The organism is Streptomyces sp. NPDC044106, from assembly GCF_056433985.1.
Window position 1 is genome coordinate 1 of sequence record NZ_JBWKFZ010000037.1, and the last position, 19,063, is coordinate 19,063.

Consider the following 19,063-nt stretch of genomic DNA (forward strand, 5'->3'; position numbering starts at 1 on the left):
AACTCCCTATCCACCGACCTACCCACCCCTCCCACGACTTCCGGGCAAAGTACCACCGAGGCACCCTACGGGTGATCGCCAGGACAGCTCCTAGTCGGGCCACGGAGTAGTAGGCGACGGCCTTGCCGCGAGGCCCTGTCTGGCAGGGGCGGTGAACGAGCCGCTCTTCGAGGCCTTCCTCGTGCTCGAAGTAGTCGTTCTCGCGGACAGTCTCGACCTTGACCGACGACGCCATGGGGTGCTGGTAGAACAGCGTCACCATGCCCTGGTAGCCGAGCTGGAACGAGGCCTCCCCCTTGTAGGGGACGATGAACGCCTCCTGCGTCGGGGAGCCCGGCTCGAAGCCCAGCTGCGCGCAGGTCATGAGCGCGCCCAGGAACGACGGGGTGCTGCAGTTCGCCAGGTCCGGGGTCTTGCGGATCAGCGTCAGCGCGAGCCGGGCCATGCGGTCCGCGTCCATGTGCTTGGGCAGGGCGCGGGCAAGCTCGGGCTTCATGCGCTCGATCTGCTGCGCCAGAGTCGGCAGCTGCTGTTCGCCGGCCTGCTCGACCTGGCCGACGTTCTCGGCTCGGCGGGCGACGGCGTTACGGGCTTCGGTGCTCACGCGGCGTTCTCCTTGCAGATGTTGAGGGCGCGGGTCGACTGGCCGCGGTACGGCTCGGGGTCGATGTCAGGATCGAGAGCGAGGGCCGCCTTCTTCCAGGCGATCTGGCCTTTACGGGGGCGCCACGTGTAGGCGAGCTCACCGCGCACGTACACGTCGGTGCCGTTGCCGGCGATGGCCTTCAGGTGGTTGTCGGCGTCGGTGATCGCGATGTCTGCGGCGGCTGCCTGCTCCTTGGCGGTGGCGCGGATCGTCAGCCACTTCTCGACTTCGGCGGCGTCGCCGATGACGTCCGTCTCGGTGGGGTTGGCATGGAGCCGGTCGAGGAGCTGCCCGGTGGCCTGTGAGCCGTCGATGGGCGGCTGCTGCCCGGTCTGGACCCAGCCCCAGAACTCGTCGGCAATGGCCAGCAGGTGGGCGATCATCTGCTCGTCTCGTTCCACGCGGTGGACGAGGGTGCGCTGCCCGCCGATGAGGGCGGCGGTGTAGCCGAACGACCAGCCGGTGACGGCGAGCTGCCACTGGACCTGCACCTGGACGTCGACGGGGACGTCGTCCAGCCAGTCGTTGAGGGCGTAGCTGGACCGAGACTTAAGCTCGACGACGCCGGTCTGCCCCTCTTCCTCGGTGGTGCGGTCCAGGTTGACGATGGCGTGCGCGATGTCGGGGTGGCGCAGGGTGCCGGGGTGCTGTTCGGCGATGAGGCCGGTGATGGCGGTGAACCGGGTGGCGGTGATCGGTTCGAGGGCGTGCCCCATGAGGGCGGCCTCGTCAAGGACCGGGTCGTCGCGGCGGGGTACGGGCTGACCGGTCTTCCGCAGCCAGATCTCCAGCGGGCTCGTGTAGGGGTTGAGGCCGCAGATGGCGGGGAGGTCGCTGCCGCCGAGTCCGGTGCGGCGGATGGCGTGCCACTCCTCCCGGGGCGCGTCCGCGTCTAGGACGACGACCGCCCCGGTCGGGAACGCCAGTGGCGCAGTCTGCCTTGTGGTGCTTTCGGTGCTCATGTGACTCCGTTCAGGGTGTGCTGGTGGGCGGGCCAGGCCCCCGACGGGGGGTGTGCGGGGGCCTGGCCCTGGGATGCCGCGGAGCTGGCCGGCTGCTCGACGCGGCGGGCTATGGGTGGTGTGGTGGCCGGGCGCTACGGGGCAATGCCAAGGGCGCGGGCGGCGTTGATCCAGCCGGCGTACTCGTGGGTGATGCCGTCGTACAGCTGCTCGTCGGAAACGGCCCGTGGGTTGGCGGCGTGGAAGAAGCTGGCGTTGTCGACGGCCCGACCCTGCAGGTCATCAAGCTTCTCCAGGAACGAGACCCGGCCGCCGAAGCCGACGAAGGACCAGAAGATCGGCCCCTTCGAGTAGGAGCGCAGGGCCTGCTCGACCGACCTGGCGTCGTCCGGTGACCCGTCGGTCTGGAAGATGACGAGGGCGGGCTCGGTGGCGCCGGACTGCCTGTAGTGGGCGACCACGGAGTCCATGGCGTCGACGTAGTTGGTGCTGCCCCACGGCACGGTCGGGTGGGTGCGGGCGATGATCCCGTCGTGGTCGCCGATGGTCACGTCGAATGGGTCGGAGGCCTGGCTGCCGAAGTAGACGACGGGGACGGTGCCGTCGTCGTCGAGGTTCGCTGAGAGTCCCAGCGCCTGCTCGGCGAGCCGTTGCACGTCGCCGTTGCGGTAGAACGACTGCATGCTGCCGGAGTGGTCGAGGACCAGGTAGACGGCGGCTCGCTGCCCAGACAGTCCGGCTTTCTGCAGGGAGACGGCGGCCTTCTTCGTGAGGTCGACCATGCTGGCGGGAGTGGGGGCGGTGGCGGTCTTGTTGAAGATTCCCATCGGGTGATCTCTCCTGAGATGCTGGTGGTGGGTGCCCCGCCGATTCAGTCGGCGGGGCGCTTGAGTGGGCGGTCAGGCGGCCCCTGCCGCGGTGACGATGCGGTCGTGGGCTTCGTTGAAGTCGTTGGTGTCGAGGCCCATCCACGGCACGGTGTGCGACATGGCGACGAGGATGTCGGCGGCGTTGAGGTCGTCCGCCTTGGCTTCGCGCGCCGCCTCGTCGATGTCGGCGTCGGTGTAGGTGCCGTTGCGGGAGACGTCGCCGGGCATGTAGTTGCTGCCGGGCTCGTCGCACCAGACGTAGCTGAGCTTCGTGTACAGGTCGCGGGCCGTCTTGTCGGTGATCGTCTCTTTGATGGTGGCGCAGTCCTTCGTCCAGTCGATGCCGGAGTGGACGAGGATCTGCACGCCCTTGAAGGCGTTCTCGCGGCACATCGCTTCGGCGATGGCGAGGCCTTCGTGGTGGCCGATCCGCCAGCGCGCCGGGCTGTTCAGCGACTGCATGTTCGGCATCCGGAAGACGACCAGGCCGGGCGCGGCCTGTACGGCGCCGGGGACGGTGTACTTCTGCTGACCGTGGACGATCATCGTGTAGTCGGTGGTTTCGGCGGTCACGGGTTCCTCCGTGGGATGCTGGTGTCGGATCCCCGGGCGTCTCTAGCGCTCGGGGGTTTGTGCGTTGGTGGCCGGGCTCGCTGGCCGGTGGCATCCGGCGGCCCGGCCGGTCTAGGCGGCGACCTCCCGAGGTCCGAACGTCGCGAGCCCATCAAGAGCTCGGTACTTCTCTTCCTGGGAGCCGTGGACCGCGGCATGCCGCACGTGCGCGGCACTGTCGGGTTGTGGTCCGTCGTGGCGGGTGAAGATCCCGATGCACAAGGGTTGGGAGACGCCGGGGAAGAGCCGGGTTTTCACCGGGGGCTGCTTGCCTTCGGAGGTCAGGTCGATGACCCAGCCCTCGTCTGCGGCGGCGCGCAAGTACGCCCTCATCCCGTCAAAGGCCGGGCTGACGAGCCACGCTGCGGTGCTCAGGAACGCCACCGTGGATGTGTGCAGTCTGGTTTCGAATGCCCGCCAGGTGGCCCAGCGCCAGAAATACACATGGAGGTTGGACAGCGCGTACTCCACTCGTCCGTTGCCGGGGGCCCTGAACTCGTCCAAGGACGGACGCAGAAGCTCGTCCGGGGTGCGTGGCTTCCGGGGGCCGGGGCGGCGGGCTTCGATCCACGGGGCCGCGCCTTTGGCCTTGTCGCGGAACGGCGGGTTTCCCACGATCGCCAACGGGTCAGGGGCGGCCAAGCGGGGGACCAGGCCCGGGGGCAGGTGTCCGGCCAGCGTGTCACCGGTCGTGATGTTGTTGTCGAGCCAGTCGATGGTGGGCCGCCCGTTGCAGGCAAACCAGCAGGCGGTCTTCGCCAGGTCGACGCCGACCGGGTCGAGGTCCATGCCGAAGACGCAGTTACGCATGACTTCCGGCAGCACCATTTGCATGGTCAGTTCCGCCGGGGTTTGGGTGCGGTACATGAGTGCAACGTGGCGGCGGGCAAGTTCACGGGCTGCCGCTACGAGGAACACGCCACCACCACAGGCCGGGTCGACGACGGTCACGGCGAGTGCCTCGCCCGGGTCGTCGCTGAGTTTCAGGCCGGGGAACGTGGACATGGCGGCGAGGGTGATGAATTGGGCGGCGCGAGCCGGGGTGTACCAGGCTCCCGCGGCTTCCCTGGCCGCCCCTGACAGCAACTCCTGGTGGAGTGCACCGAGTTCGCCAGCCCCCCACGTGGCCAGGTCGCCGAGATCGTTGATGCGTTTGGCCAACCGGTCGAGGGTTGTCTGCGGCAGGTCGACGGGCCACGGTGCACGCAGCCCGCGGGCGTCGGCCACCTGGTTGACGGCCAGGCGCATCAGCTGCTGGTGGTCCGTTGTCGGGAGTTCGCAGGCGAGGGCCTGCAGCGCTTGGGTGTTCATGCGGCGGCCTCGGCGGGCTTCGACTGGCCGCTGATCAGCCGGGACAGCCCTGTGTCACTCAGTCCGCACTCGCCCGCCAGGACCCGCAGGGTCTCCCCGGCGTAGTACCGCTCCCGATACGCGTCCACTTGCGCCGCGGTGAGCCGTTGACGGCCAAGGTGGTCGCGGCCGTTGCGTGACCGGACACGCCGGTCGGTTCGCCAGATCCGCGAGGGCGTCTCGTGCTCGTGCCACGATGCGAGGAACCGTCGGCGCGCAGTGGAGATCAGCACGTGGAACGTGCTCTTGGTGACGCCTATGGCTGCGGCTGCCTTCTCGTAGTCACCGGTGGCCGCCAGGGCTGTCAGGGCGCGCTGTTCGCTTGGCCGCAGCAGGGGCAAAATCTGCGCCAGGGCCTGCCGGTCAACGACCCGCGATTCCGGGGACGGCGTGTGTGACGGATTCCAGTACCGGTAGAACATCGGCATCGGGTTGCCGATGTTGAGAGTGCATCGGCCGTGGGTCCGCATCTCGTCTCGCATCAGCGTGTCGGAGGCTTCGGTGCCGGCCTTCAGGAGTGCGGCCCTGCTCGGCCTGGTGTCGCTGGTGAGTAGCCGTTCGACGATGGCGAACCAGATGGCGTCGTGGCGTTCGGCGATGTCCCCGGCGTTGTACCAGCGGTCGAGGTGGAGGGTCAGGTTGGTGAGGCGGTTGATGTCGGCAAGCGTGTAGCCGTGGCGGACCTCATCGGGTAGTGCGGTCGGCGCTGCCGCGGTGGTCTCGACAGCGGTGAGGGTGAACTTGCCCGCGGTGATGCCGTTGCGCGTCACGCTGCCGGTGAGGGTGTTCTCGTCGAGGTGGATGTCGACGCTCCGAGACCCGAGGTAGCCGCGGGCGTGACGGTGAACGGCCTGTGCGAGATCGGCTGCGCAGTGGCCTTCGACGGTTCGCGGGCCGATGTTGGTGTCGCCGTTGAGGTGGTTGAAGTAGAGGGTGTACTCGGCCACGTCACACCACTCCCTTCACGGTCTTCAGCGGCTGCGTGTCGTCGACGCCCCAGCTGGCCTGCCGGGTATGGCCGGGGTCGGCGCTGGCAGCGAGCGGCGCCAAGTGGAGGGGGATCGGGGTGATCGCGGCCCGCACCTTTCGGGTGTCGATCTCCTGCGTCTTGGCGATGATGTGCTCGGCTTTCACGCCGACGTCGACCTTGCGTGTCAGGTCGTCGATCTGCCGGTCGCGGAGGAGGACGAGCGCTTCCAGGTGCCGAGCCAGCTTGCGGGTGGCAGCGAGTTCGTCGAGGGCGCTGGACAGGTCGATGTTGACGGTGTCGAGCTGCTGCTCGAGGCCGGTGCGTTCCGCGGTCAGGCCGTCTATTTCGGTGGTGAGGGCGATCAGCTTGCAGGTCAGCTTGTTGGCTTCCTTCGCAAGCCGCGCGATCACCACGGTGGGGGCGTGTTTGCCGCGGTCCCCGAGACCCGGGATGCGAGATGCGAAGCTCATGCGTCCCCCCGGCGGATGTTCCGGAGGTCGCGCCAGGCTGCTCGTCGAACCGGGTCGGGTTCGGTTCGGATGCGGGCGTCGAGCCAGTCCGAGGCCTCCTCGTAGCTGGCGAAGTCGGGTGTAGGGGCAGGCTCGCCGAATGGGTTGCTCTTGCAGAGGTGGGGGCCGCCTGCGGCGTCGTACTGGTCGCGGTAGGCGCCCTCATTCGCGGTCTGCAGGGCCCGGAGCCGCTCGTCCTGGCGGGCGGCAATGTCCTTGTACTGGCGGAGCTCGGCCTCCAGTCGGGCCACCGTGTCGCGTCGGCAGTCAGGCGAGGGGCGGAGAACGGGGTCGGGCATGCTCATCGGTGGCTCCCCGGGGTGCGGTCGGCGGTGGCGCGGATGTGGTGGACCTGCGCGAGGACGGCTGTGGCGTTCACCTGCGCGGCAAGGACGGTGAAGAACAGCCAGGCGTGCGGGTTCATCGCGTGGCCTTCCTGGTGAGGAGGTAGGAGCCTTCGCTGCGGGCCGGGGCGAGCAGTCCCCGACGGTGGAGGTCGGCGATGTCGCGGCGGGCGGTGGTCCGCTTCGGGGCGCCGAGGTCGCGGTTCAGGGCGTGAACGCGGCCAGTAGTGACCTCGGCGCCCCAGGCCTTCAGTTCCTCGAGGAGCCGCGTCTGGCGGGCGTTCAGTCCGTGCACGACGCCTCCTGCGGATGGAGGTCGTCGGGGATCTGGTAGTGGCCGTCGAGGATCGACTGGATCGTGTCCGGGTCGGTGATCCAGGCGGGGACGCGGCGTTCGGTGAGACCGACGGCGGAGAGGAGACCGGGCAGGATCACCGGCGGCGCCGACTCGGGCATGGGCGGCAGCTCGTCGAGGACAGTCGGCGGCTGCTCCGGGAGGATCGCGGTCACGACGCCGCCTCCTGCTCGAACTCGGCATGCACGGTCGCCAGCGCGATGCGGACGGCATCCCACTGAGCGGCGGTCCACAAGACCTCGTCGGCGCCGAACGCGCGGTGTGCGTCGCGGTAGACGTCGACGAGCGCGTCTTCCTCACGGTCCGCCAGTGGGCGGCTGAGCACGGTGGCCATCACGCCACCTCCGGCAGGTGCTTGATCCGCTCCTGAAGGGCGGACCAGTCGCGGAGTTCAGCGACCCGGTCGGCGAGGAGGTCGAGGAGTTCGGGGCTGCTGCCGGTCACGGTGATACCGATCTCGTGGCTGCCTTCGCCGATGATCAGCGTGGCGCGCTGCTTGCCGTCCGGATCACGGTCGTAGCGGGTACGGACCGGGCCGTCGTCGAGGGCGACGGTGATCGGGCCGAGGATGCGAGCAGTCATGACTCGTCACCGCCGCCAAGCTCAGCCTTCAGGCGCTCGATCTCGTCGCGGGCCTCAGCCAGCTCGTCAGTGGCGGCGCGATGCCGGTCGGCAGCCTCGGCGATACCGTCGCGCCACTGCGTCACCTGGCGCAGCACACGGTCGGCGACTACTAGCTGCTTGTCCACTGACATCGCGCTCGGGAACAGCATCTGCAACTCGTTGGCCGTCGCGTCACTGCTCGGCCGCAGGGTCAAGGTGGCGATGGAGTACGGGCTGAAATCGGCTGTGCCAGTCTCGGTCCAGAAGTCATAGGCGCGCATCAGGATCCCTCCCTGGGCTGCTTGTTGCTGGCGGCAAGGGCGGCGATGTGCTCGGCCCATCCCGGATACGAGTCATCCGTCGACACGGGTGCGTCGGGATGCGTGACGAGCTGCTCGTCGAGCCCGTAGGCGATCCGGTCCGACGGGGAGTGCGTGCACTGAGCCGCCTGCCGGAGCGTGATGCACGCAGCCTCGGCCTCGACCTGCGCGAGCGGTACGTCCAGGCGCTCGATCGGGTTCGCCGTCATGACAGGTCCTCCTCGTCGTCGCGCCGCCACTTGGCCTCGGTCCTGTCGAGCTCCTGGGCGAGTCGGGCGGCGCCCTCGTGTTCGCGGGCCTGCTCGGCTTCGGAGATCAAGGCGGTGAAGCTGCTACGGACTCCCATGCGGTACTTCTCGACGATCGGTCGCTGAAGGTCGCGCACCAGGGCCTCGGCTTCACGAGCCCGCTTACGCCAGCGCTCCTTGCTGTCCCGGTGGTGATCGACGGTGCGGCGCAGGTCGGCGGTGTCGAAGGTGTACCTGCGCTCGACCTCGTCGACGCGGAGCTGCGCCTCGTCGCGTTCGGCGCGGACCGCAGCCAACTCGGCACGCAGTCGGTCAGCTTCGGCAACCAGCTCGGCCTGCGCGGTCTCCGCGACATGCTCCGGGGTGAAGACCTTCGTGCCGTACTTCATGGCCGTTGCGCACGGCCACTGCACGACGGTGCCCTCTTCCTGGCACACAGCACACAGCCAGAGGTTGGGCTGGCCGCAGTCGTCGAAGACCGGAACGTGGAAACGGGCGGGTAGCTGCTCGTTGGCTGCCAGTGAGAAACCGGCAAGCAGCTCATACGAGGGATGGTCGGGGGCCTTCAGGATCGTGGCCCTCTGGGTGCACTCCTCGTGCTCGACCGGCTCGTCCCGCTCGACATTGCCCCGGCAGGTGCCGCACGCCGACGGATCGGCGACGGTACCCCTGGATGCAAGGGCCTCTTTCCGCTGCTCAATCCAGAACGGGTCGAGGTCGGGGCACTGCGTTTCGAGCTGAGAAGCGATCTCGGCTTCGCGCTGCGGCGACAGATGGTCGGTCATGACGCACGCTCCTCGTCGTCGAGGCTGTCCTGGCAGTTCGGGCACAGCCCGCTGATCCGCCACTCCGCCTGATAGCGGGCAGCCTCGTCGGCGTTCCAGAAGACGCGGGCGTCACCGTCCTCGTCGACCAGCGGCTCACCGCAGCCGATCGGAGGCTTCAGACACCGCTCCTCGCTCACCGCATCCGCGGGCAGGTCGCCGCCGGTGAGAGCGGACAGGAAGGTGGGGATGTTCATCGGTCGCCACCGCCGAACTCGGAGTCGTCGGACGGGATGTGGGAGCCGCCGTCGCGCCAGGCATAAGCGGTGATCGCACCGGCGGTGTAGGGCTGGCGCACGATGTCCATGACCGTGTCGTCCCAGAAGCCAAGGAAGGACTCCTCGACGTCAGCGATCAGCTCCGGAGTCAAGTCGCTCATGACGCACCACCCGGCGCCGGAACGGTCGGGATCTGCACCGCGGCCGTGCCGCCGAGCCGCTTGTGCAGCTCGTGCAGGCCCTTGACCGTCACCCGCAGCTGCGGGGCATCCAGCACCAGCTCTCCCGACCTGGGGTGATAGTGCGACATGGGTATTTCCGACAGGCGGCCCGACTCGATCGCCGCCTGCATCGCCCGCACCCGGTTGTCGCCGACCTGCCGGTACGTCCAGCGGTAGTCAGCGAACACGGTGAACAGGCGGTTGCGGCCCAGCTTGATCTGCGGGTCACGGGAAAGGATCTTCGCCGCGTCACCCACCGCGAAGTCCCCCTCGGCCGCCGCGAGGACGTTCCACGACTGGGCTGCGGGCTCCAGTTCGGCGACCTTCGCCGTCAACGCTTTCGTCTCCCGGACCTGGCCGAGCAGAGCGACCAGCGCCTCCTCGTAGTCCTGCGGGAGACTCGGGGCGACAGGCTCGATCGAGTACGAACCGGTCGTGCGCAGGGAGGGAATGACCTCTTCTGCGAGCCAGTCCTGGAAGCGCTCAGCCGCCGGGAGGTTGCTGCGCATGATCAGGCGGTAGATGCCGAACTCGCGAACGAGGGTCTTGTTCGGGTTGCCGGGGGTTCCGTCGGCGATGGCGACGGAACTCTTCATGCGCTCTGGCAGGCGGCCCACGGCGTCACGGCCGTTGGCGAGGCCGAGTACGTCGGTCACGTCCTTGGCGACGAACCACGGTGTGCCGTCGATCATCACAGACCGCACGTGCTGCGCGGTCTCCGGGAAGGTGAAGACGAGAGGCGTTGTCATGATGCACCCGCCTCGGAGGAGGAGGTGTCGGGCTCGTCGCCACCCGGCTGGCCCGCCGCCAGCCACTCCACGTAGCGGGCGAGGTGGAACGACTCGTCCTCATCGCCGTCCCAGCGATCCGGTTCCGCCATGGTGCGCTCGATGACCGCCCGAAGGCTGCGGTACATCTGCGCGGCCTCGGCGACCGTCTCCCGCTCGCCTGGGCCCTGCTCGCCCAGCTCGGCAAGACGGAACCGCAGGCGAGCGGCCTCCTCGGCTTCGGCGACCAGCAGGAGCATGGATTCCTTGGCCCGGTGGCTGTAGAACGCGATGGACGACTCGTACTTGAGCAAGTCCTTGATCTCGGCGAGATGCTCTGGCGTCAATGCGGTCTGTGATGATTGAGGCACGGGGTGCCCTTTCTCTTGCAGGTAAGTGCAGGTGAGGGAGTTCCTCGTAGGCCCCGGCTGCCGGTGTGTGAGAGCCCGGCGGTTGGGGCCGCATACCGCCCTAGGCGGCGGTTCGGAGCTGGGCGGCCTTGAGGGCGCGGACCTTGTCCTGCTCCTTGGCGTTCTTGCGGCCGAACTCGTGGATGCGCTGGCGGTCCCGCCTCGACGTGACAACGCTGCGGCCGGGCTTCGACTCGATACCGAGGCCCTTGATGCGGCGGCGCACGGTGTCGACGCTGCACTTCAGGACGTAAGCCGTCTCCTGGACGCTCATGTACTCCTGGTTGGGGTCATCCGGCGGCTTGGGGCGGCCGTATCGGAGGTACTTCTCGCTGGGCACCGGTGTGCTCCTTCTGGGGTGGGGTCTCGGGTGGGGCCAAGATCTCTGTCTGGTTCGCCCCCAGGGCCGTTCGCAGCCGCTGGTAGCGCTCGGGTCTCATGCGGGTGCGGGTGCCGTTCTCGATGTGGCTGAGGTAGCGGCGGCTTATGCCTGCGGTCTCTGCCAGGTCGGCGACTTCGACGCCCGCCGCCTTACGCAGATCACGGACCTTGCGGCCGTTCACCGTGTAGGTGGTTGGGGGTTGGTGCATGACTAGAAGTTAGACCTAGGTAGCCTTCACGTCTAGCCCTAGTTCGGCTGTTTAGGGCTTCATTTTCTAGATCCAGCTAGCCTTAGATCGCCGACAGCACATCAGTGCAGGTCAAAGATTCAGCCTTAGGTGGCCCCGGCCCTGTCTGGCCCTGGCTGGCCCTGCCAAGATGGGGCTATGTCGACAGACCTCGGGCGACTCGCCACTGCCGTGAAGACCCGCCGGCTCGCTCTCTACCCCTCACGCTTGGCCGCCGCCAAAGCCGCCGGCGTCTCCAAGGACACATGGCAGCGCGTCGAAGAGAGCCACAGCGTCCGCGACGGCACCTATGTCAAGATCGACAAGGCGCTGCGGTGGGCTCCGGGAAGCTGCGCCGCCGTCCTGGAGGGTCACGGCCCGATGCCCGTCAAGGACGTCGAGGGGGAACCCGGCTCCGTGACAACGCTCGTCCCGCGAGAAGCGTTGGACGAGGACGTTCGGAACATCGTGCAGCTGGCGTCCGTCGCGACGACAGGTCTCTCGGCGGACGAGATCCGAGCCCTGAGCAATCGCGTAGTGCAGGACCTGAAAAGAATCGGCGTGATCTAGGGAAGTTCACCCGAAAGACGTACAACCATTTGCTTTGATGGATCTGTTACTGATTTCCGGCATCCGTACTGGGGCGTAGGTGGCCCCAAGTGGCCCCAGGCGTGGCAGAGTCGACAGGGCAGAATCCCTTGGAGGCTCCTGCTAGCCCGAGTTGGGGGAGCCATGTACAGAGATGCGGTCATAGCTGACTACGGGCCGGGCTTCGCTGGCATCGCGATCAAAGTCCAGGACAAGATCGTGTGCGTTGTCCCTCCACAAGTAAACAGGCGCGTCCGGAACTCGATGCGCCAGAACCTGCGTGAGCTCGGGGTGGACTGCGGCTCTTGCCGCAACTGCCCCATCGGCAGTCCGAGCTGACGGCATCATGGTGACGCGGAGCCTAGGCGGTAGGGGTACCTGCCAGGCCCCCGCGTCGGATCACGGTGAGGGGCTGCACTCAGATGGCGCGACGAAGCCAGGACGTCTACACGGAGTGGCGCGGGGGCACCTGCCGTGTGAAGTGGTGGACCGGCGAATACCACAGCAGCGGGCGTAAGCGGTTCGAATCCCAAGGCGGATTCCTCGATGAAGACACCGCCCTGAAGCATGGTCAGGACCAGCTCTACGAAATCCGGCACGGGCTGCACGTCTCCAACAAGGACGGCACGGTCCTGATGTCGCAGTGGCTTGACGACTGGATCAACTCGCTGGACCTCCGTTACAACTCGATCGTCCACTACCGGTGGGCAACCAATCACATCCGCGCCGTCCTCGGCCGTAAAGCCGTCGGCGACGTCGGCATCCTGGACATCCGGGCGTTCAAGAAGCACCTGCAGAAGGTGCTCCGCGCGGAGAACAGCCGCAGCAGCGTGATGAAAGTTCTCGGCATGGTCATGGACGATGCGGTCGCCGCCGGGCACCGCAAGACGTCGCCGGTGGAGCGGAAGCGTAAGCGCGGCAAGTACAAGAAGGCTCCGCGCGAGCGGAAGAAGGACATGCCGATCGAGGTGGTGGATCACCTCGCCCGTAACGCTGAAATCGTGTTCGGCTACTCGGGCTATGTCTTCATCTGGACGATGGCGTTTACCGGCATGCGTCCTGGCGAGCTGTTCGGGCTGACACGCGATTACTGCTACCCGGCGTGGCCCGGCAGCGACCCCCGCCCCGATCCCCGCCCCGACGGTGACGCCTGCGAGCGTTACGACGAGGACATGGAGCGCTACGGCGCCGGCGGCGATCTGATCCCCGCGATCCGGGTCGAACGGCAGATTCAGTACGAGGACAGCGGGCTCGTCTTCACCGCTCCGAAGTACGACTCGTACCGCACGCTGGCGATCCCCGCGTTCCTGGCCGACATGTTGGAGAAGCTCCTCGCCAGCCATGACAGCCAGTGGGTGTTTGTGGGCGTTCAGGGGGGCTGCCTGGCGCGGCTGTCCTTCAACAAGAATTATTGGCGTCCCATCGCCGATGGCTGTGACGCCCGCGAGGGGCCGCGAGTCGTCAGGCCGCGGCCGGCGATCGACGCGGTTCCTTCGTTCCGGGGCAAGCGCATGTACCTGATCCGTCACGGCCACAAGGAGTGGCTCGATGAAGACGGCCAGCAGCGGTACGTGGTTGAGAGCCGGATGGGTCACGAGTTGCGGGGCGTTGAGGGCACGTACAGCAATCTGACGCCGACGATGGAGCGTACTGCCGCGGCGGCGTTGCAGCGGCGCTGGGAGGCGTACAGGGCTCGGGTTCCGGAGCAGCGAGGTGCGGTTCCGGTGCCTGCGGCTACGTCGGTGGCGGCCCTGGTGCGGGAGGCGATGAAGGCGGGCACTGGAGGGCAGGGCCCTGTCCTGGCGGAGGTGCGTAAGGTGAGGCCGGATGTATCGGCGGAGACGGTTGCGAAGGCGCGTATGCGGGTGTTGCGGCAGCGCCGGGATGGGACTTGAGTGCCGCTCTCGTTTCCCATTGGTTTCCCAGTTGGGCCGGTTGGATCAAGGGACGCTCAGCGTGTGACGCTGTGAGGACATGATCCCTCGATACCAATCCGATAAACGGTGCGGGTGATACCGGTCATCGGTTACGGCAGGTCGTGGGCCTCATCCCGGTCCACCGGCACTCGTTGCGTGTCCGACTGAGTAGCCACGGCCCCGATGAAGTCCGTTATCGCGGCAACGACAGCGTCGGGTTGCTCGTCAGGGATGAAGTGGCCGGCGTCGGGCACGACGACTCCGGTGGTGTGGTCGGCCCATGGGCTGAGGGAGGCGGCCATGTCCGGAATGGAGCCGTGGCTGCTGGAGATTCCGAGGATGGGCACGCTCAGGTGCCGCCGCTCGAGCGCCTCGCGGTTCTTGCGCGCCGACTCCGCGGCGTCTCGGTAGTACGCGAGGGAAGCGCGCAGGCCGCCGTCGACGGCGAAGGCCGCCGCGTAGTGGTCGAGCTCCGCGGCGTCGAACGTGTCGGGAGACAGGGCCTTCACCTTCAAAAACCAGCCGACATACTCGCGTTCGCGGCCGGCAAGCAGCGTCTCGGGCAGCTCGGGCACGGTGTGGAACGCGAAATGCCAGGTCTTCCACGCTCGGCCCGGGTCGGTGGGAATCACCTCCGGGAGCGTGATGCCCGGAATTCCGGCGTCGAGCAGAGCGACCCCGCGCAGATGGCTCTCGAAGTTGAGGGCGAGGGAGAAGGCGACCCAGGCGCCGATGTCGTGGGCGATCAGGGTGTAGGTCGACACTCCGAGAGCCTGCACGGCGACGTGGACGTGCGCGGCGACCGTGTGCGTGTCGTAGCCGCACTCCGGGCGCTCGGAGTGGCCCTGCCCCGGCAGGTCGATCGCGATGACGCGGAACCGGTGGGTGAGGCTGGGCATCACCTTTCGCCAGGCCCACCAGGTCTGCGGGAATCCGGCGAGCAGGACGACGGCCGGGCCGTTCGGTTCTCCGCCTTCGACGGCATGCAGGCGGACGCCGTCCGCGTCGACCCAGCGGTGAGTGAATCCGGCCAGATGCTGCAGGGGGAGGTCGCGGATGGGGTTGTTCTCGGAGATGTGCGGAGTGCTGGTTGTCGGGCCGGTCACGGGGATCCTCCGTCGGTCTCAGGCGTGCGGTTGGGAGGGTGCAGCTGACGGCGGTGACTGCGACCAGGCGGTGCGCTTCTCGCTCGGCCGCGAAGCACGCGACAGCCCTGGCCATGACCGCGCTCGGAGGCTAACACATCTTGAACTGATCAGTTCAAGATAGAATAGTGCGGACCACAGTCCGAACCACAGCCCGAACCATCGACGCATCGGCAAGGAAGTACCCGCGTGGCAGGCAAGAAGCAGTTCGACATGGACACGGTGCTCGACGCCGCGATGATCCAGTTCTGGCGCGCCGGTTACGCCGACACCTCACTGGACGATTTGTCCCGGGCGACCGGCCTGAACCGCAGTTCCATCTACTCCTCCCTCGGCGGCAAGGACACGCTCTTCCTGCGCTGCCTGGATCTCTACGCCGCACGCTACGGCGAGATGTACGACGCCGCCCTGTCGTCCGCGGCCTCGGATCCCGTTGCCGCCGTCCGTGCGTTCTTCGACGTCACCCTCGAGCGCATCGCCGATCCCGAACTGCCTGATGGATGCCTGATCGCCCAGTCAGCCATGGCAATTCCGGTGCTGAGCCCGCGCGTCGCAGCGCACACCAAGCAGGCGCTCGGCTTCCAACGCCTGCGCCTGTGCGCCGCGTTGCAGACCGGCCGGCTGACCGACCAGGACGCCGAGGCCTTCGCCGTACACGTGGCGGCTGTGAACCAGTCGCTCGCCGTCATGAGCAGGGCCGGGGCGAGCCCGGCGCAGCTCCGGGCCGTCGTGGGCGTGAGCGTTGACGCACTGTCGCAGGCATTGCGCGCGTAGCGAGCTGGCATGTGACCTGCTCCTCCCCCTGACCCACAGCGAGCGCCGACACTCCTCGCCTGAGCGTCACGCGTGGGCATCGCCGCGTGGACGTTGCCGCGTGGACGGCAGCGCCCCTTGCCCATCAGGTGTGCAACCTTCGGGTCGACCGCTTCGCTGTACGCCCCGGTGAACCACCGCTGCACGAACAGGTCCACCTGGGCCTGACGGGCGTCCCGGTCCGGTGACCAACGCCGCCGTCAGCCGGAGTGGCTGCGCGCGTGCTGAGCGGGTTCTACGCTTGAGGTCGTGGTCAGGTATCCGGACCAAGTCTCACGTCGTCTCGCGGCCGCCGTACGGAAGCCGTTGGACCGGGACGCCGTGGGGGAACTGATCTCCCGTGAGGTCGCATCGTCCGTACCGCACGAGGCGATGAACTTGGTGGGGCTCAATCCCTGCACCGGAACGATTTCCTTCGGCTTCTGGCACCGCTATCCGTGCGATCTGGCCCGCGCGGTCATGCTCAACTGCTACTGGGGCGACGATCCGATGCGCCCGGTGGACCTCGCCCGGCAGCGAGTACCGATCGCGATGGCATGCGCTGCCCCGGAGTGCGTACCGGAAGGCTCCTCCATCGTGCCGACCGCAGCGGTGCGCACGCGCGGGATCCTCCAGGAGCACGGCGCCGGTTGCGAGTTGCGGCTGCTGCTGCGCGATCGCCGGTACACCTGGGGCGTGCTGTGCCTGTTCCGCGAAAGCGGCAGGCGCCCCTTCGCGGTCCAGGACGCGGACCGGCTCATGGCGCTCGCACCGGCGCTCATCGCCGGACTTCGCTCCTACGTACAGGCAGGCCGGTCACTGCCGGCGAAGCCGCCCCCGCGGCCCGGCGTCATCCTGGTGGGCGCCGACCACACGGTGCGCGGCATCACCGCCGAGGCCCGGGAGTGGCTCGGGGAGTTGAGGGCGGCGGGCGTGTCCGAATGGCTGTCCTCTCCTGACTGGTCGGCGGTCGCCCTGGCCAGTGAGGGGGGCTCAGCCGTGAGTGCCCGGCCCCGTGAGCGGCCGGTGGTCTGCGTGCCTGCGACGCATGCCGGACGCTGGGTCGCGCTGCACGCACAGCCTCTCGGCCCGTACGGCACCGAACCGCGCCGGGAGCGGGCAGGCCCCCGTGGCCGGGGGGCGGAACCGATGCCGAAGCAGGCGCCCGGGAGCGGCGACGGAACGGCCGTCGTCGTACAGGCCGCCACCGGTGGCCTCCTGATGCCCGCGTTCGCCGCCTGGTACCAGCTCACTCCCCGCGAACGTCAAGTCGTCGAGCACTTCGCACAGGCCCGCACCTGCCGGCAGGTGGCCGCGGAGCTGGGCATCAGCCCCTTCACCGTCAACGACTACCTGAAGACGATCTTCCGCAAGACGCGAGTTCGTGGGCGAGACGAACTCATGGCCCTTCTGAACCACTCGTTGTGACCCCCGGGTCCCCCTGGGCCCCGGCATGCGACACCGTCATCCGACCTGATTGCTCCGAGCGGCCTGCGTACAGCCGCCCGGCGCGCGGCGTGCGGCGTGGGCCCTCCCGCAATCCCCCAATGTCAGGGGTACTCCCGCTCCGTCGCCTGGCCCACTCTCGGTCACAAGGCGCACGTACGCCGCATGGCGTGCACACCAACGCGCCGCGGACCATGGGCGGTTCTGCCCTGAAGGAGAAGAGCGAGATGACATCCAAAAGGCCGGAACAGGTGACCGGGACCGATGCGGTGACCGCGATCAAGGCGGAGCGGGTCCCCGAGGCGGAGGTCTCCGCCTCGGGAGCGTGGTGGACGGCCTTCTTCAGGGCGAGCCGCATCTTCAACAAGCGGATCGACATTCCTGTCGTACCCGGGAGCCTGCTGTTCGTGTCCCTCACCGAGTGCTCGCCCGGCAGCAACACCCCGTTCCTGGGGGACGCAACCGTGCACACCTACAACGTCGTTCCTTTCAACGGCTACATGATGCTCCGTGGGGAGGTCGACTGGGACGAGGACCTTCTCCTTCGCGCCAGCGTCTATCTGGCCTGACGGCTGCGGGCCGGATGGCATTCCCTTCATGGGCGTACCACCCGCGCCCGCGTTCTTCCCACACTCCCGGCGCGAAGGGAGGCGCGAGCTCACCGACCGGCTCCGGGCGAAGCGCTGTCGGGTCCGGCGACTGCGCCCGGCGAGCGGCGAGCGGCGAGTGGCAAGTGGCGAGCGGCAAGTGGCGAGCGGCGACCCGGTACGGAACCGGGAGGCCCGTCAATCTCCCGCACCGCTTTCGCGGTCGTCCGGTGCGTACAGGTCGAGGAGGCGGACCCTGGCCACCCGGAGGCGGTGAGCCAGGACCCGGCCCACCCAGTGGCCGACGACCGTGCCGAGGGCCGGGTCTTCCTCGCACATGAGGCGCACCGCCGGGGCGTCGAACTCGGCCGCCCGCACGGGGCTCTGGGCCACCGCGCCGAGCTGCCAGATGTAGGGCGGGAACAGCCAGGACCAGCCGAGGAGTTCATCGCGCCCCAGCGTCTCGATCGACGTGAGCCGGTGGCCGGGTACGTGCATGTCGAGGACGACGGATCCGGTGCGGATGATCCAGAAACGGTCGGCGCGACCACCCTCATCGAAAATGCGGGTCCCTGCCGGGAACGACGCGTCACGCGCGATGCGCATCAAACGCTCGCGGTGCTCGGTGGGAAGAGCGCTCAGCGTGGTCGTACTGCTCATCGCCGTGTCTCCTTGTCCGCCGCCTCGCTCCGCACTGCCGTGGTTGCACCGGTCGTCATGTCGTCCTCCCGGGCCGAGGGGTGATTGCCTACGTTCCCAGGCTCGGGGCCCGGGCGGAGGCGGGGCAGGGGCCAAGCGGCCATATTCGGGGCCGCTCAGGCCGAAGTGTCGCGTGCGTTCAGCGCTGCTGCACCGGCATGGTCCAGGTGGCCACTTGGCAACGTCATTTCCTTCCGGGCAACAATGCGGAAAGATGGCACTGTGCCCCGCCGCCCTACGCGCAGCAGAGAAGTCAGGCCACACCCACCTCGCCAGTCGCGCATAGCCATCTGGGTCGCTTCTGTCGCTTCAGTCGCCGTTGCACTCCTGACAACGATCGTTACAGGCGTTGCGGATCGGGTGGTCAACACATGGATGGACGGGGACAAGCCGCCAAAGATCGAAGAGACGAACATTCGATATTTCCGTCCCTTTGAAATCGACGAGAAGCTGAAGCCCATATACGCCAGCACGAAACGCGCCTCCGGTGAGTGCATCGACGGGTTCCTGAGCAGCGATCCGTCCACGCTGCGATGTTTCTCGCATTCGCAAGTGCTGGATCCCTGCTGGGCCCGGGAGAAGGACGCAGTGTGCCCCGGCACGCCATGGAGCCGCGAAGCCACACTCGTCAAACCGAAGTCCATGCCGACCCTCTCCCCCAAAGCGCACGAACAAATACAGCCGTGGGCACTGGAAGTTCAGAATCCGGACAGCCCGAAGAATTACATGCACTGCATCACCATGGGAGGGGCCACCGGAGACATCGCCGGGAAGCGGATAAGCTGGCTGTGCGTAGATGGAGAAGAGAACACTCTGGGTTACGCAGTGGGATCTCCCATTCAGAAACATAAAGGGCCATGGATGATATATTTCGCCGCAAGCAAAAGTGCGGATGTGGTTCTTGCCCCGATCAGGACCTTGTGGAAGTAGCTCCAACTACAACGTTCCGGGCTCGATCAGCCCTAGGGGGCGTCTTCAAAGATCGTCTTGCGTGATGGATCATGTTTGCCGTGGTGCGCCGTCATGAACTCTCCGATGATGAATGGGCCGTGCT

At 67.6% G+C, this 19,063-nt stretch carries 30 protein-coding genes; 6 read left to right on the forward strand and 24 right to left on the reverse strand.

Features of this window, described 5'->3' with window-relative positions; translation table 11 throughout:
- The 22 genes from AC07DI_RS37105 to AC07DI_RS37210 form a co-directional block, all read right to left on the reverse strand.
- Positions 1-604, reverse strand: a 604-nt coding sequence (locus AC07DI_RS37105) for a recombinase RecT (RefSeq protein WP_478909335.1), incomplete at its 3' end; no start/stop codon positions are given.
- Positions 601-1,608 (reverse strand): YqaJ viral recombinase family nuclease, encoded by a 1,008-nt coding sequence (locus tag AC07DI_RS37110; RefSeq protein WP_478909337.1) that lies wholly within the window; start codon positions 1,606-1,608, stop codon positions 601-603. The genes AC07DI_RS37105 and AC07DI_RS37110, both read right to left, overlap by 4 nt.
- A gap of 134 nt (positions 1,609-1,742) precedes the next feature.
- Positions 1,743-2,435 carry a VWA domain-containing protein gene (locus AC07DI_RS37115; RefSeq protein ID WP_478909339.1) on the reverse strand — a complete coding sequence of 231 codons (693 nt, stop codon included), beginning with the start codon at positions 2,433-2,435 and terminating at the stop codon, positions 1,743-1,745.
- Between the two features lie 72 nt (positions 2,436-2,507).
- Positions 2,508-3,050: a hypothetical protein gene (locus AC07DI_RS37120; RefSeq protein WP_478909340.1), complete on the reverse strand. Its 543-nt coding sequence runs from the start codon at positions 3,048-3,050 to the stop codon at positions 2,508-2,510.
- A 111-nt stretch (positions 3,051-3,161) separates the two neighbouring features.
- A complete protein-coding gene (locus tag AC07DI_RS37125; RefSeq protein ID WP_478909341.1) occupies positions 3,162-4,400 on the reverse strand; it encodes an N-6 DNA methylase in 1,239 nt (412 codons plus the stop codon).
- Positions 4,397-5,386, reverse strand: a complete 990-nt coding sequence (locus tag AC07DI_RS37130) for a hypothetical protein (RefSeq protein ID WP_478909343.1) — start codon at positions 5,384-5,386, stop codon at positions 4,397-4,399. Before AC07DI_RS37130 ends, AC07DI_RS37125 begins: the two co-directional genes overlap by 4 nt.
- A gap of 1 nt (position 5,387) precedes the next feature.
- Positions 5,388-5,879, reverse strand: coding sequence for a hypothetical protein (locus AC07DI_RS37135; RefSeq protein ID WP_478909345.1), 492 nt, complete (start codon positions 5,877-5,879; stop codon positions 5,388-5,390).
- The gene (locus tag AC07DI_RS37140) at positions 5,876-6,223 is read right to left on the reverse strand and encodes a hypothetical protein (RefSeq protein ID WP_478909346.1); all 348 of its coding nucleotides are present in this window, start codon (positions 6,221-6,223) and stop codon (positions 5,876-5,878) included. Before AC07DI_RS37140 ends, AC07DI_RS37135 begins: the two co-directional genes overlap by 4 nt.
- Positions 6,220-6,342 (reverse strand): hypothetical protein, encoded by a 123-nt coding sequence (locus AC07DI_RS37145; protein ID WP_478909348.1) that lies wholly within the window; start codon positions 6,340-6,342, stop codon positions 6,220-6,222. The genes AC07DI_RS37140 and AC07DI_RS37145 overlap by 4 nt, the downstream gene beginning before the upstream one ends.
- The gene (locus AC07DI_RS37150; RefSeq protein ID WP_478909350.1) at positions 6,339-6,557 is read right to left on the reverse strand and encodes a hypothetical protein; all 219 of its coding nucleotides are present in this window, start codon (positions 6,555-6,557) and stop codon (positions 6,339-6,341) included. The genes AC07DI_RS37145 and AC07DI_RS37150 overlap by 4 nt, the downstream gene beginning before the upstream one ends.
- Positions 6,545-6,772 (reverse strand): hypothetical protein, encoded by a 228-nt coding sequence (locus AC07DI_RS37155; protein WP_478909352.1) that lies wholly within the window; start codon positions 6,770-6,772, stop codon positions 6,545-6,547. Before AC07DI_RS37155 ends, AC07DI_RS37150 begins: the two co-directional genes overlap by 13 nt.
- A complete protein-coding gene (locus AC07DI_RS37160) occupies positions 6,769-6,951 on the reverse strand; it encodes a hypothetical protein (RefSeq protein ID WP_478909353.1) in 183 nt (60 codons plus the stop codon). The genes AC07DI_RS37155 and AC07DI_RS37160 overlap by 4 nt, the downstream gene beginning before the upstream one ends.
- Complete coding sequence (locus tag AC07DI_RS37165) at positions 6,951-7,199, reverse strand: hypothetical protein (RefSeq protein WP_478909355.1); 249 nt, start codon at positions 7,197-7,199, stop codon at positions 6,951-6,953. The genes AC07DI_RS37160 and AC07DI_RS37165 overlap by 1 nt, the downstream gene beginning before the upstream one ends.
- Complete coding sequence (locus AC07DI_RS37170) at positions 7,196-7,501, reverse strand: hypothetical protein (RefSeq protein ID WP_478909356.1); 306 nt, start codon at positions 7,499-7,501, stop codon at positions 7,196-7,198. Before AC07DI_RS37170 ends, AC07DI_RS37165 begins: the two co-directional genes overlap by 4 nt.
- On the reverse strand, positions 7,501-7,749 hold the full coding sequence (locus tag AC07DI_RS37175) for a hypothetical protein (RefSeq protein ID WP_478909358.1): 249 nt from the start codon (positions 7,747-7,749) through the stop codon (positions 7,501-7,503). The genes AC07DI_RS37170 and AC07DI_RS37175 overlap by 1 nt, the downstream gene beginning before the upstream one ends.
- The gene (locus tag AC07DI_RS37180) at positions 7,746-8,573 is read right to left on the reverse strand and encodes a hypothetical protein (protein WP_478909360.1); all 828 of its coding nucleotides are present in this window, start codon (positions 8,571-8,573) and stop codon (positions 7,746-7,748) included. The genes AC07DI_RS37175 and AC07DI_RS37180 overlap by 4 nt, the downstream gene beginning before the upstream one ends.
- Entirely contained in the window at positions 8,570-8,809 is a 240-nt protein-coding gene (locus AC07DI_RS37185; RefSeq protein WP_478909362.1) for a hypothetical protein, read from the reverse strand. Before AC07DI_RS37185 ends, AC07DI_RS37180 begins: the two co-directional genes overlap by 4 nt.
- The gene (locus tag AC07DI_RS37190) at positions 8,806-8,991 is read right to left on the reverse strand and encodes a hypothetical protein (protein ID WP_478909364.1); all 186 of its coding nucleotides are present in this window, start codon (positions 8,989-8,991) and stop codon (positions 8,806-8,808) included. Before AC07DI_RS37190 ends, AC07DI_RS37185 begins: the two co-directional genes overlap by 4 nt.
- Complete coding sequence (locus tag AC07DI_RS37195) at positions 8,988-9,800, reverse strand: BRO family protein (protein WP_478909365.1); 813 nt, start codon at positions 9,798-9,800, stop codon at positions 8,988-8,990. The genes AC07DI_RS37190 and AC07DI_RS37195 overlap by 4 nt, the downstream gene beginning before the upstream one ends.
- Positions 9,797-10,165, reverse strand: coding sequence for a hypothetical protein (locus AC07DI_RS37200; protein ID WP_478909367.1), 369 nt, complete (start codon positions 10,163-10,165; stop codon positions 9,797-9,799). Before AC07DI_RS37200 ends, AC07DI_RS37195 begins: the two co-directional genes overlap by 4 nt.
- 124 nt (positions 10,166-10,289) lie before the next feature.
- The gene (locus AC07DI_RS37205; RefSeq protein ID WP_478909382.1) at positions 10,290-10,568 is read right to left on the reverse strand and encodes a hypothetical protein; all 279 of its coding nucleotides are present in this window, start codon (positions 10,566-10,568) and stop codon (positions 10,290-10,292) included.
- On the reverse strand, positions 10,519-10,818 hold the full coding sequence (locus AC07DI_RS37210; protein ID WP_478909369.1) for a helix-turn-helix domain-containing protein: 300 nt from the start codon (positions 10,816-10,818) through the stop codon (positions 10,519-10,521). Before AC07DI_RS37210 ends, AC07DI_RS37205 begins: the two co-directional genes overlap by 50 nt.
- A 177-nt stretch (positions 10,819-10,995) precedes the next feature.
- Here AC07DI_RS37210 and AC07DI_RS37215 point away from each other — a divergent pair, with 177 nt between their 5' ends.
- On the forward strand, positions 10,996-11,406 hold the full coding sequence (locus AC07DI_RS37215) for a hypothetical protein (RefSeq protein ID WP_478909370.1): 411 nt from the start codon (positions 10,996-10,998) through the stop codon (positions 11,404-11,406).
- A 440-nt stretch (positions 11,407-11,846) separates the two neighbouring features.
- Positions 11,847-13,319, forward strand: coding sequence for an integrase (locus AC07DI_RS37220; protein ID WP_478909372.1), 1,473 nt, complete (start codon positions 11,847-11,849; stop codon positions 13,317-13,319).
- A gap of 131 nt (positions 13,320-13,450) precedes the next feature.
- Here AC07DI_RS37220 and AC07DI_RS37225 read toward each other — a convergent pair whose 3' ends face one another.
- Positions 13,451-14,446, reverse strand: a complete 996-nt coding sequence (locus AC07DI_RS37225; RefSeq protein WP_478909374.1) for an alpha/beta fold hydrolase — start codon at positions 14,444-14,446, stop codon at positions 13,451-13,453.
- A gap of 228 nt (positions 14,447-14,674) precedes the next feature.
- Between AC07DI_RS37225 and AC07DI_RS37230 the strand changes: the two genes are divergently transcribed.
- The 3 genes from AC07DI_RS37230 to AC07DI_RS37240 all read left to right on the forward strand — a co-directional run bounded on the left by AC07DI_RS37230 (position 14,675) and on the right by AC07DI_RS37240 (position 17,292).
- Entirely contained in the window at positions 14,675-15,259 is a 585-nt protein-coding gene (locus tag AC07DI_RS37230; RefSeq protein ID WP_478909376.1) for a TetR/AcrR family transcriptional regulator, read from the forward strand.
- Between the two features lie 288 nt (positions 15,260-15,547).
- Positions 15,548-16,705: a helix-turn-helix transcriptional regulator gene (locus AC07DI_RS37235; protein ID WP_478909378.1), complete on the forward strand. Its 1,158-nt coding sequence runs from the start codon at positions 15,548-15,550 to the stop codon at positions 16,703-16,705.
- Positions 16,706-16,950: 245 nt separating this feature from the next.
- Complete coding sequence (locus AC07DI_RS37240; RefSeq protein ID WP_384252727.1) at positions 16,951-17,292, forward strand: hypothetical protein; 342 nt, start codon at positions 16,951-16,953, stop codon at positions 17,290-17,292.
- A 216-nt stretch (positions 17,293-17,508) separates the two neighbouring features.
- Here the strand turns inward: AC07DI_RS37240 and AC07DI_RS37245 are convergent, their stop codons facing one another.
- The gene (locus AC07DI_RS37245; protein ID WP_478909379.1) at positions 17,509-17,970 is read right to left on the reverse strand and encodes a Crp/Fnr family transcriptional regulator; all 462 of its coding nucleotides are present in this window, start codon (positions 17,968-17,970) and stop codon (positions 17,509-17,511) included.
- Between the two features lie 414 nt (positions 17,971-18,384).
- On the opposite strand from AC07DI_RS37245, the gene AC07DI_RS37250 reads away from it, so the two are divergent.
- A complete protein-coding gene (locus AC07DI_RS37250) occupies positions 18,385-18,939 on the forward strand; it encodes a hypothetical protein (RefSeq protein ID WP_478909381.1) in 555 nt (184 codons plus the stop codon).
- Positions 18,940-19,063 lie beyond the last annotated feature (124 nt).

What these genes read in the sequence shown, in the direction of transcription:
- AC07DI_RS37110 (WP_478909337.1), bottom strand. Translation starts at nt 1,608, where the DNA reads ATGAGCACCGAAAGCACCACAAGGCAGACTGCGCCACTGGCGTTCCCG.
- AC07DI_RS37115 (WP_478909339.1), bottom strand. Translation starts at nt 2,435, where the DNA reads ATGGGAATCTTCAACAAGACCGCCACCGCCCCCACTCCCGCCAGCATG.
- AC07DI_RS37125 (WP_478909341.1), bottom strand. Translation starts at nt 4,400, where the DNA reads ATGAACACCCAAGCGCTGCAGGCCCTCGCCTGCGAACTCCCGACAACG.
- AC07DI_RS37135 (WP_478909345.1), bottom strand. Translation starts at nt 5,879, where the DNA reads ATGAGCTTCGCATCTCGCATCCCGGGTCTCGGGGACCGCGGCAAACAC.
- AC07DI_RS37140 (WP_478909346.1), bottom strand. Translation starts at nt 6,223, where the DNA reads ATGAGCATGCCCGACCCCGTTCTCCGCCCCTCGCCTGACTGCCGACGC.
- AC07DI_RS37145 (WP_478909348.1), bottom strand. Translation starts at nt 6,342, where the DNA reads ATGAACCCGCACGCCTGGCTGTTCTTCACCGTCCTTGCCGCGCAGGTG.
- AC07DI_RS37160 (WP_478909353.1), bottom strand. Translation starts at nt 6,951, where the DNA reads ATGGCCACCGTGCTCAGCCGCCCACTGGCGGACCGTGAGGAAGACGCG.
- AC07DI_RS37165 (WP_478909355.1), bottom strand. Translation starts at nt 7,199, where the DNA reads ATGACTGCTCGCATCCTCGGCCCGATCACCGTCGCCCTCGACGACGGC.
- AC07DI_RS37170 (WP_478909356.1), bottom strand. Translation starts at nt 7,501, where the DNA reads ATGCGCGCCTATGACTTCTGGACCGAGACTGGCACAGCCGATTTCAGC.
- AC07DI_RS37175 (WP_478909358.1), bottom strand. Translation starts at nt 7,749, where the DNA reads ATGACGGCGAACCCGATCGAGCGCCTGGACGTACCGCTCGCGCAGGTC.
- AC07DI_RS37180 (WP_478909360.1), bottom strand. Translation starts at nt 8,573, where the DNA reads ATGACCGACCATCTGTCGCCGCAGCGCGAAGCCGAGATCGCTTCTCAG.
- AC07DI_RS37185 (WP_478909362.1), bottom strand. Translation starts at nt 8,809, where the DNA reads ATGAACATCCCCACCTTCCTGTCCGCTCTCACCGGCGGCGACCTGCCC.
- AC07DI_RS37190 (WP_478909364.1), bottom strand. Translation starts at nt 8,991, where the DNA reads ATGAGCGACTTGACTCCGGAGCTGATCGCTGACGTCGAGGAGTCCTTC.
- AC07DI_RS37195 (WP_478909365.1), bottom strand. Translation starts at nt 9,800, where the DNA reads ATGACAACGCCTCTCGTCTTCACCTTCCCGGAGACCGCGCAGCACGTG.
- AC07DI_RS37210 (WP_478909369.1), bottom strand. Translation starts at nt 10,818, where the DNA reads ATGCACCAACCCCCAACCACCTACACGGTGAACGGCCGCAAGGTCCGT.
- AC07DI_RS37215 (WP_478909370.1), top strand. Translation starts at nt 10,996, where the DNA reads ATGTCGACAGACCTCGGGCGACTCGCCACTGCCGTGAAGACCCGCCGG.
- AC07DI_RS37220 (WP_478909372.1), top strand. Translation starts at nt 11,847, where the DNA reads ATGGCGCGACGAAGCCAGGACGTCTACACGGAGTGGCGCGGGGGCACC.
- AC07DI_RS37240 (WP_384252727.1), top strand. Translation starts at nt 16,951, where the DNA reads ATGACATCCAAAAGGCCGGAACAGGTGACCGGGACCGATGCGGTGACC.
- AC07DI_RS37245 (WP_478909379.1), bottom strand. Translation starts at nt 17,970, where the DNA reads ATGAGCAGTACGACCACGCTGAGCGCTCTTCCCACCGAGCACCGCGAG.
- AC07DI_RS37250 (WP_478909381.1), top strand. Translation starts at nt 18,385, where the DNA reads ATGGACGGGGACAAGCCGCCAAAGATCGAAGAGACGAACATTCGATAT.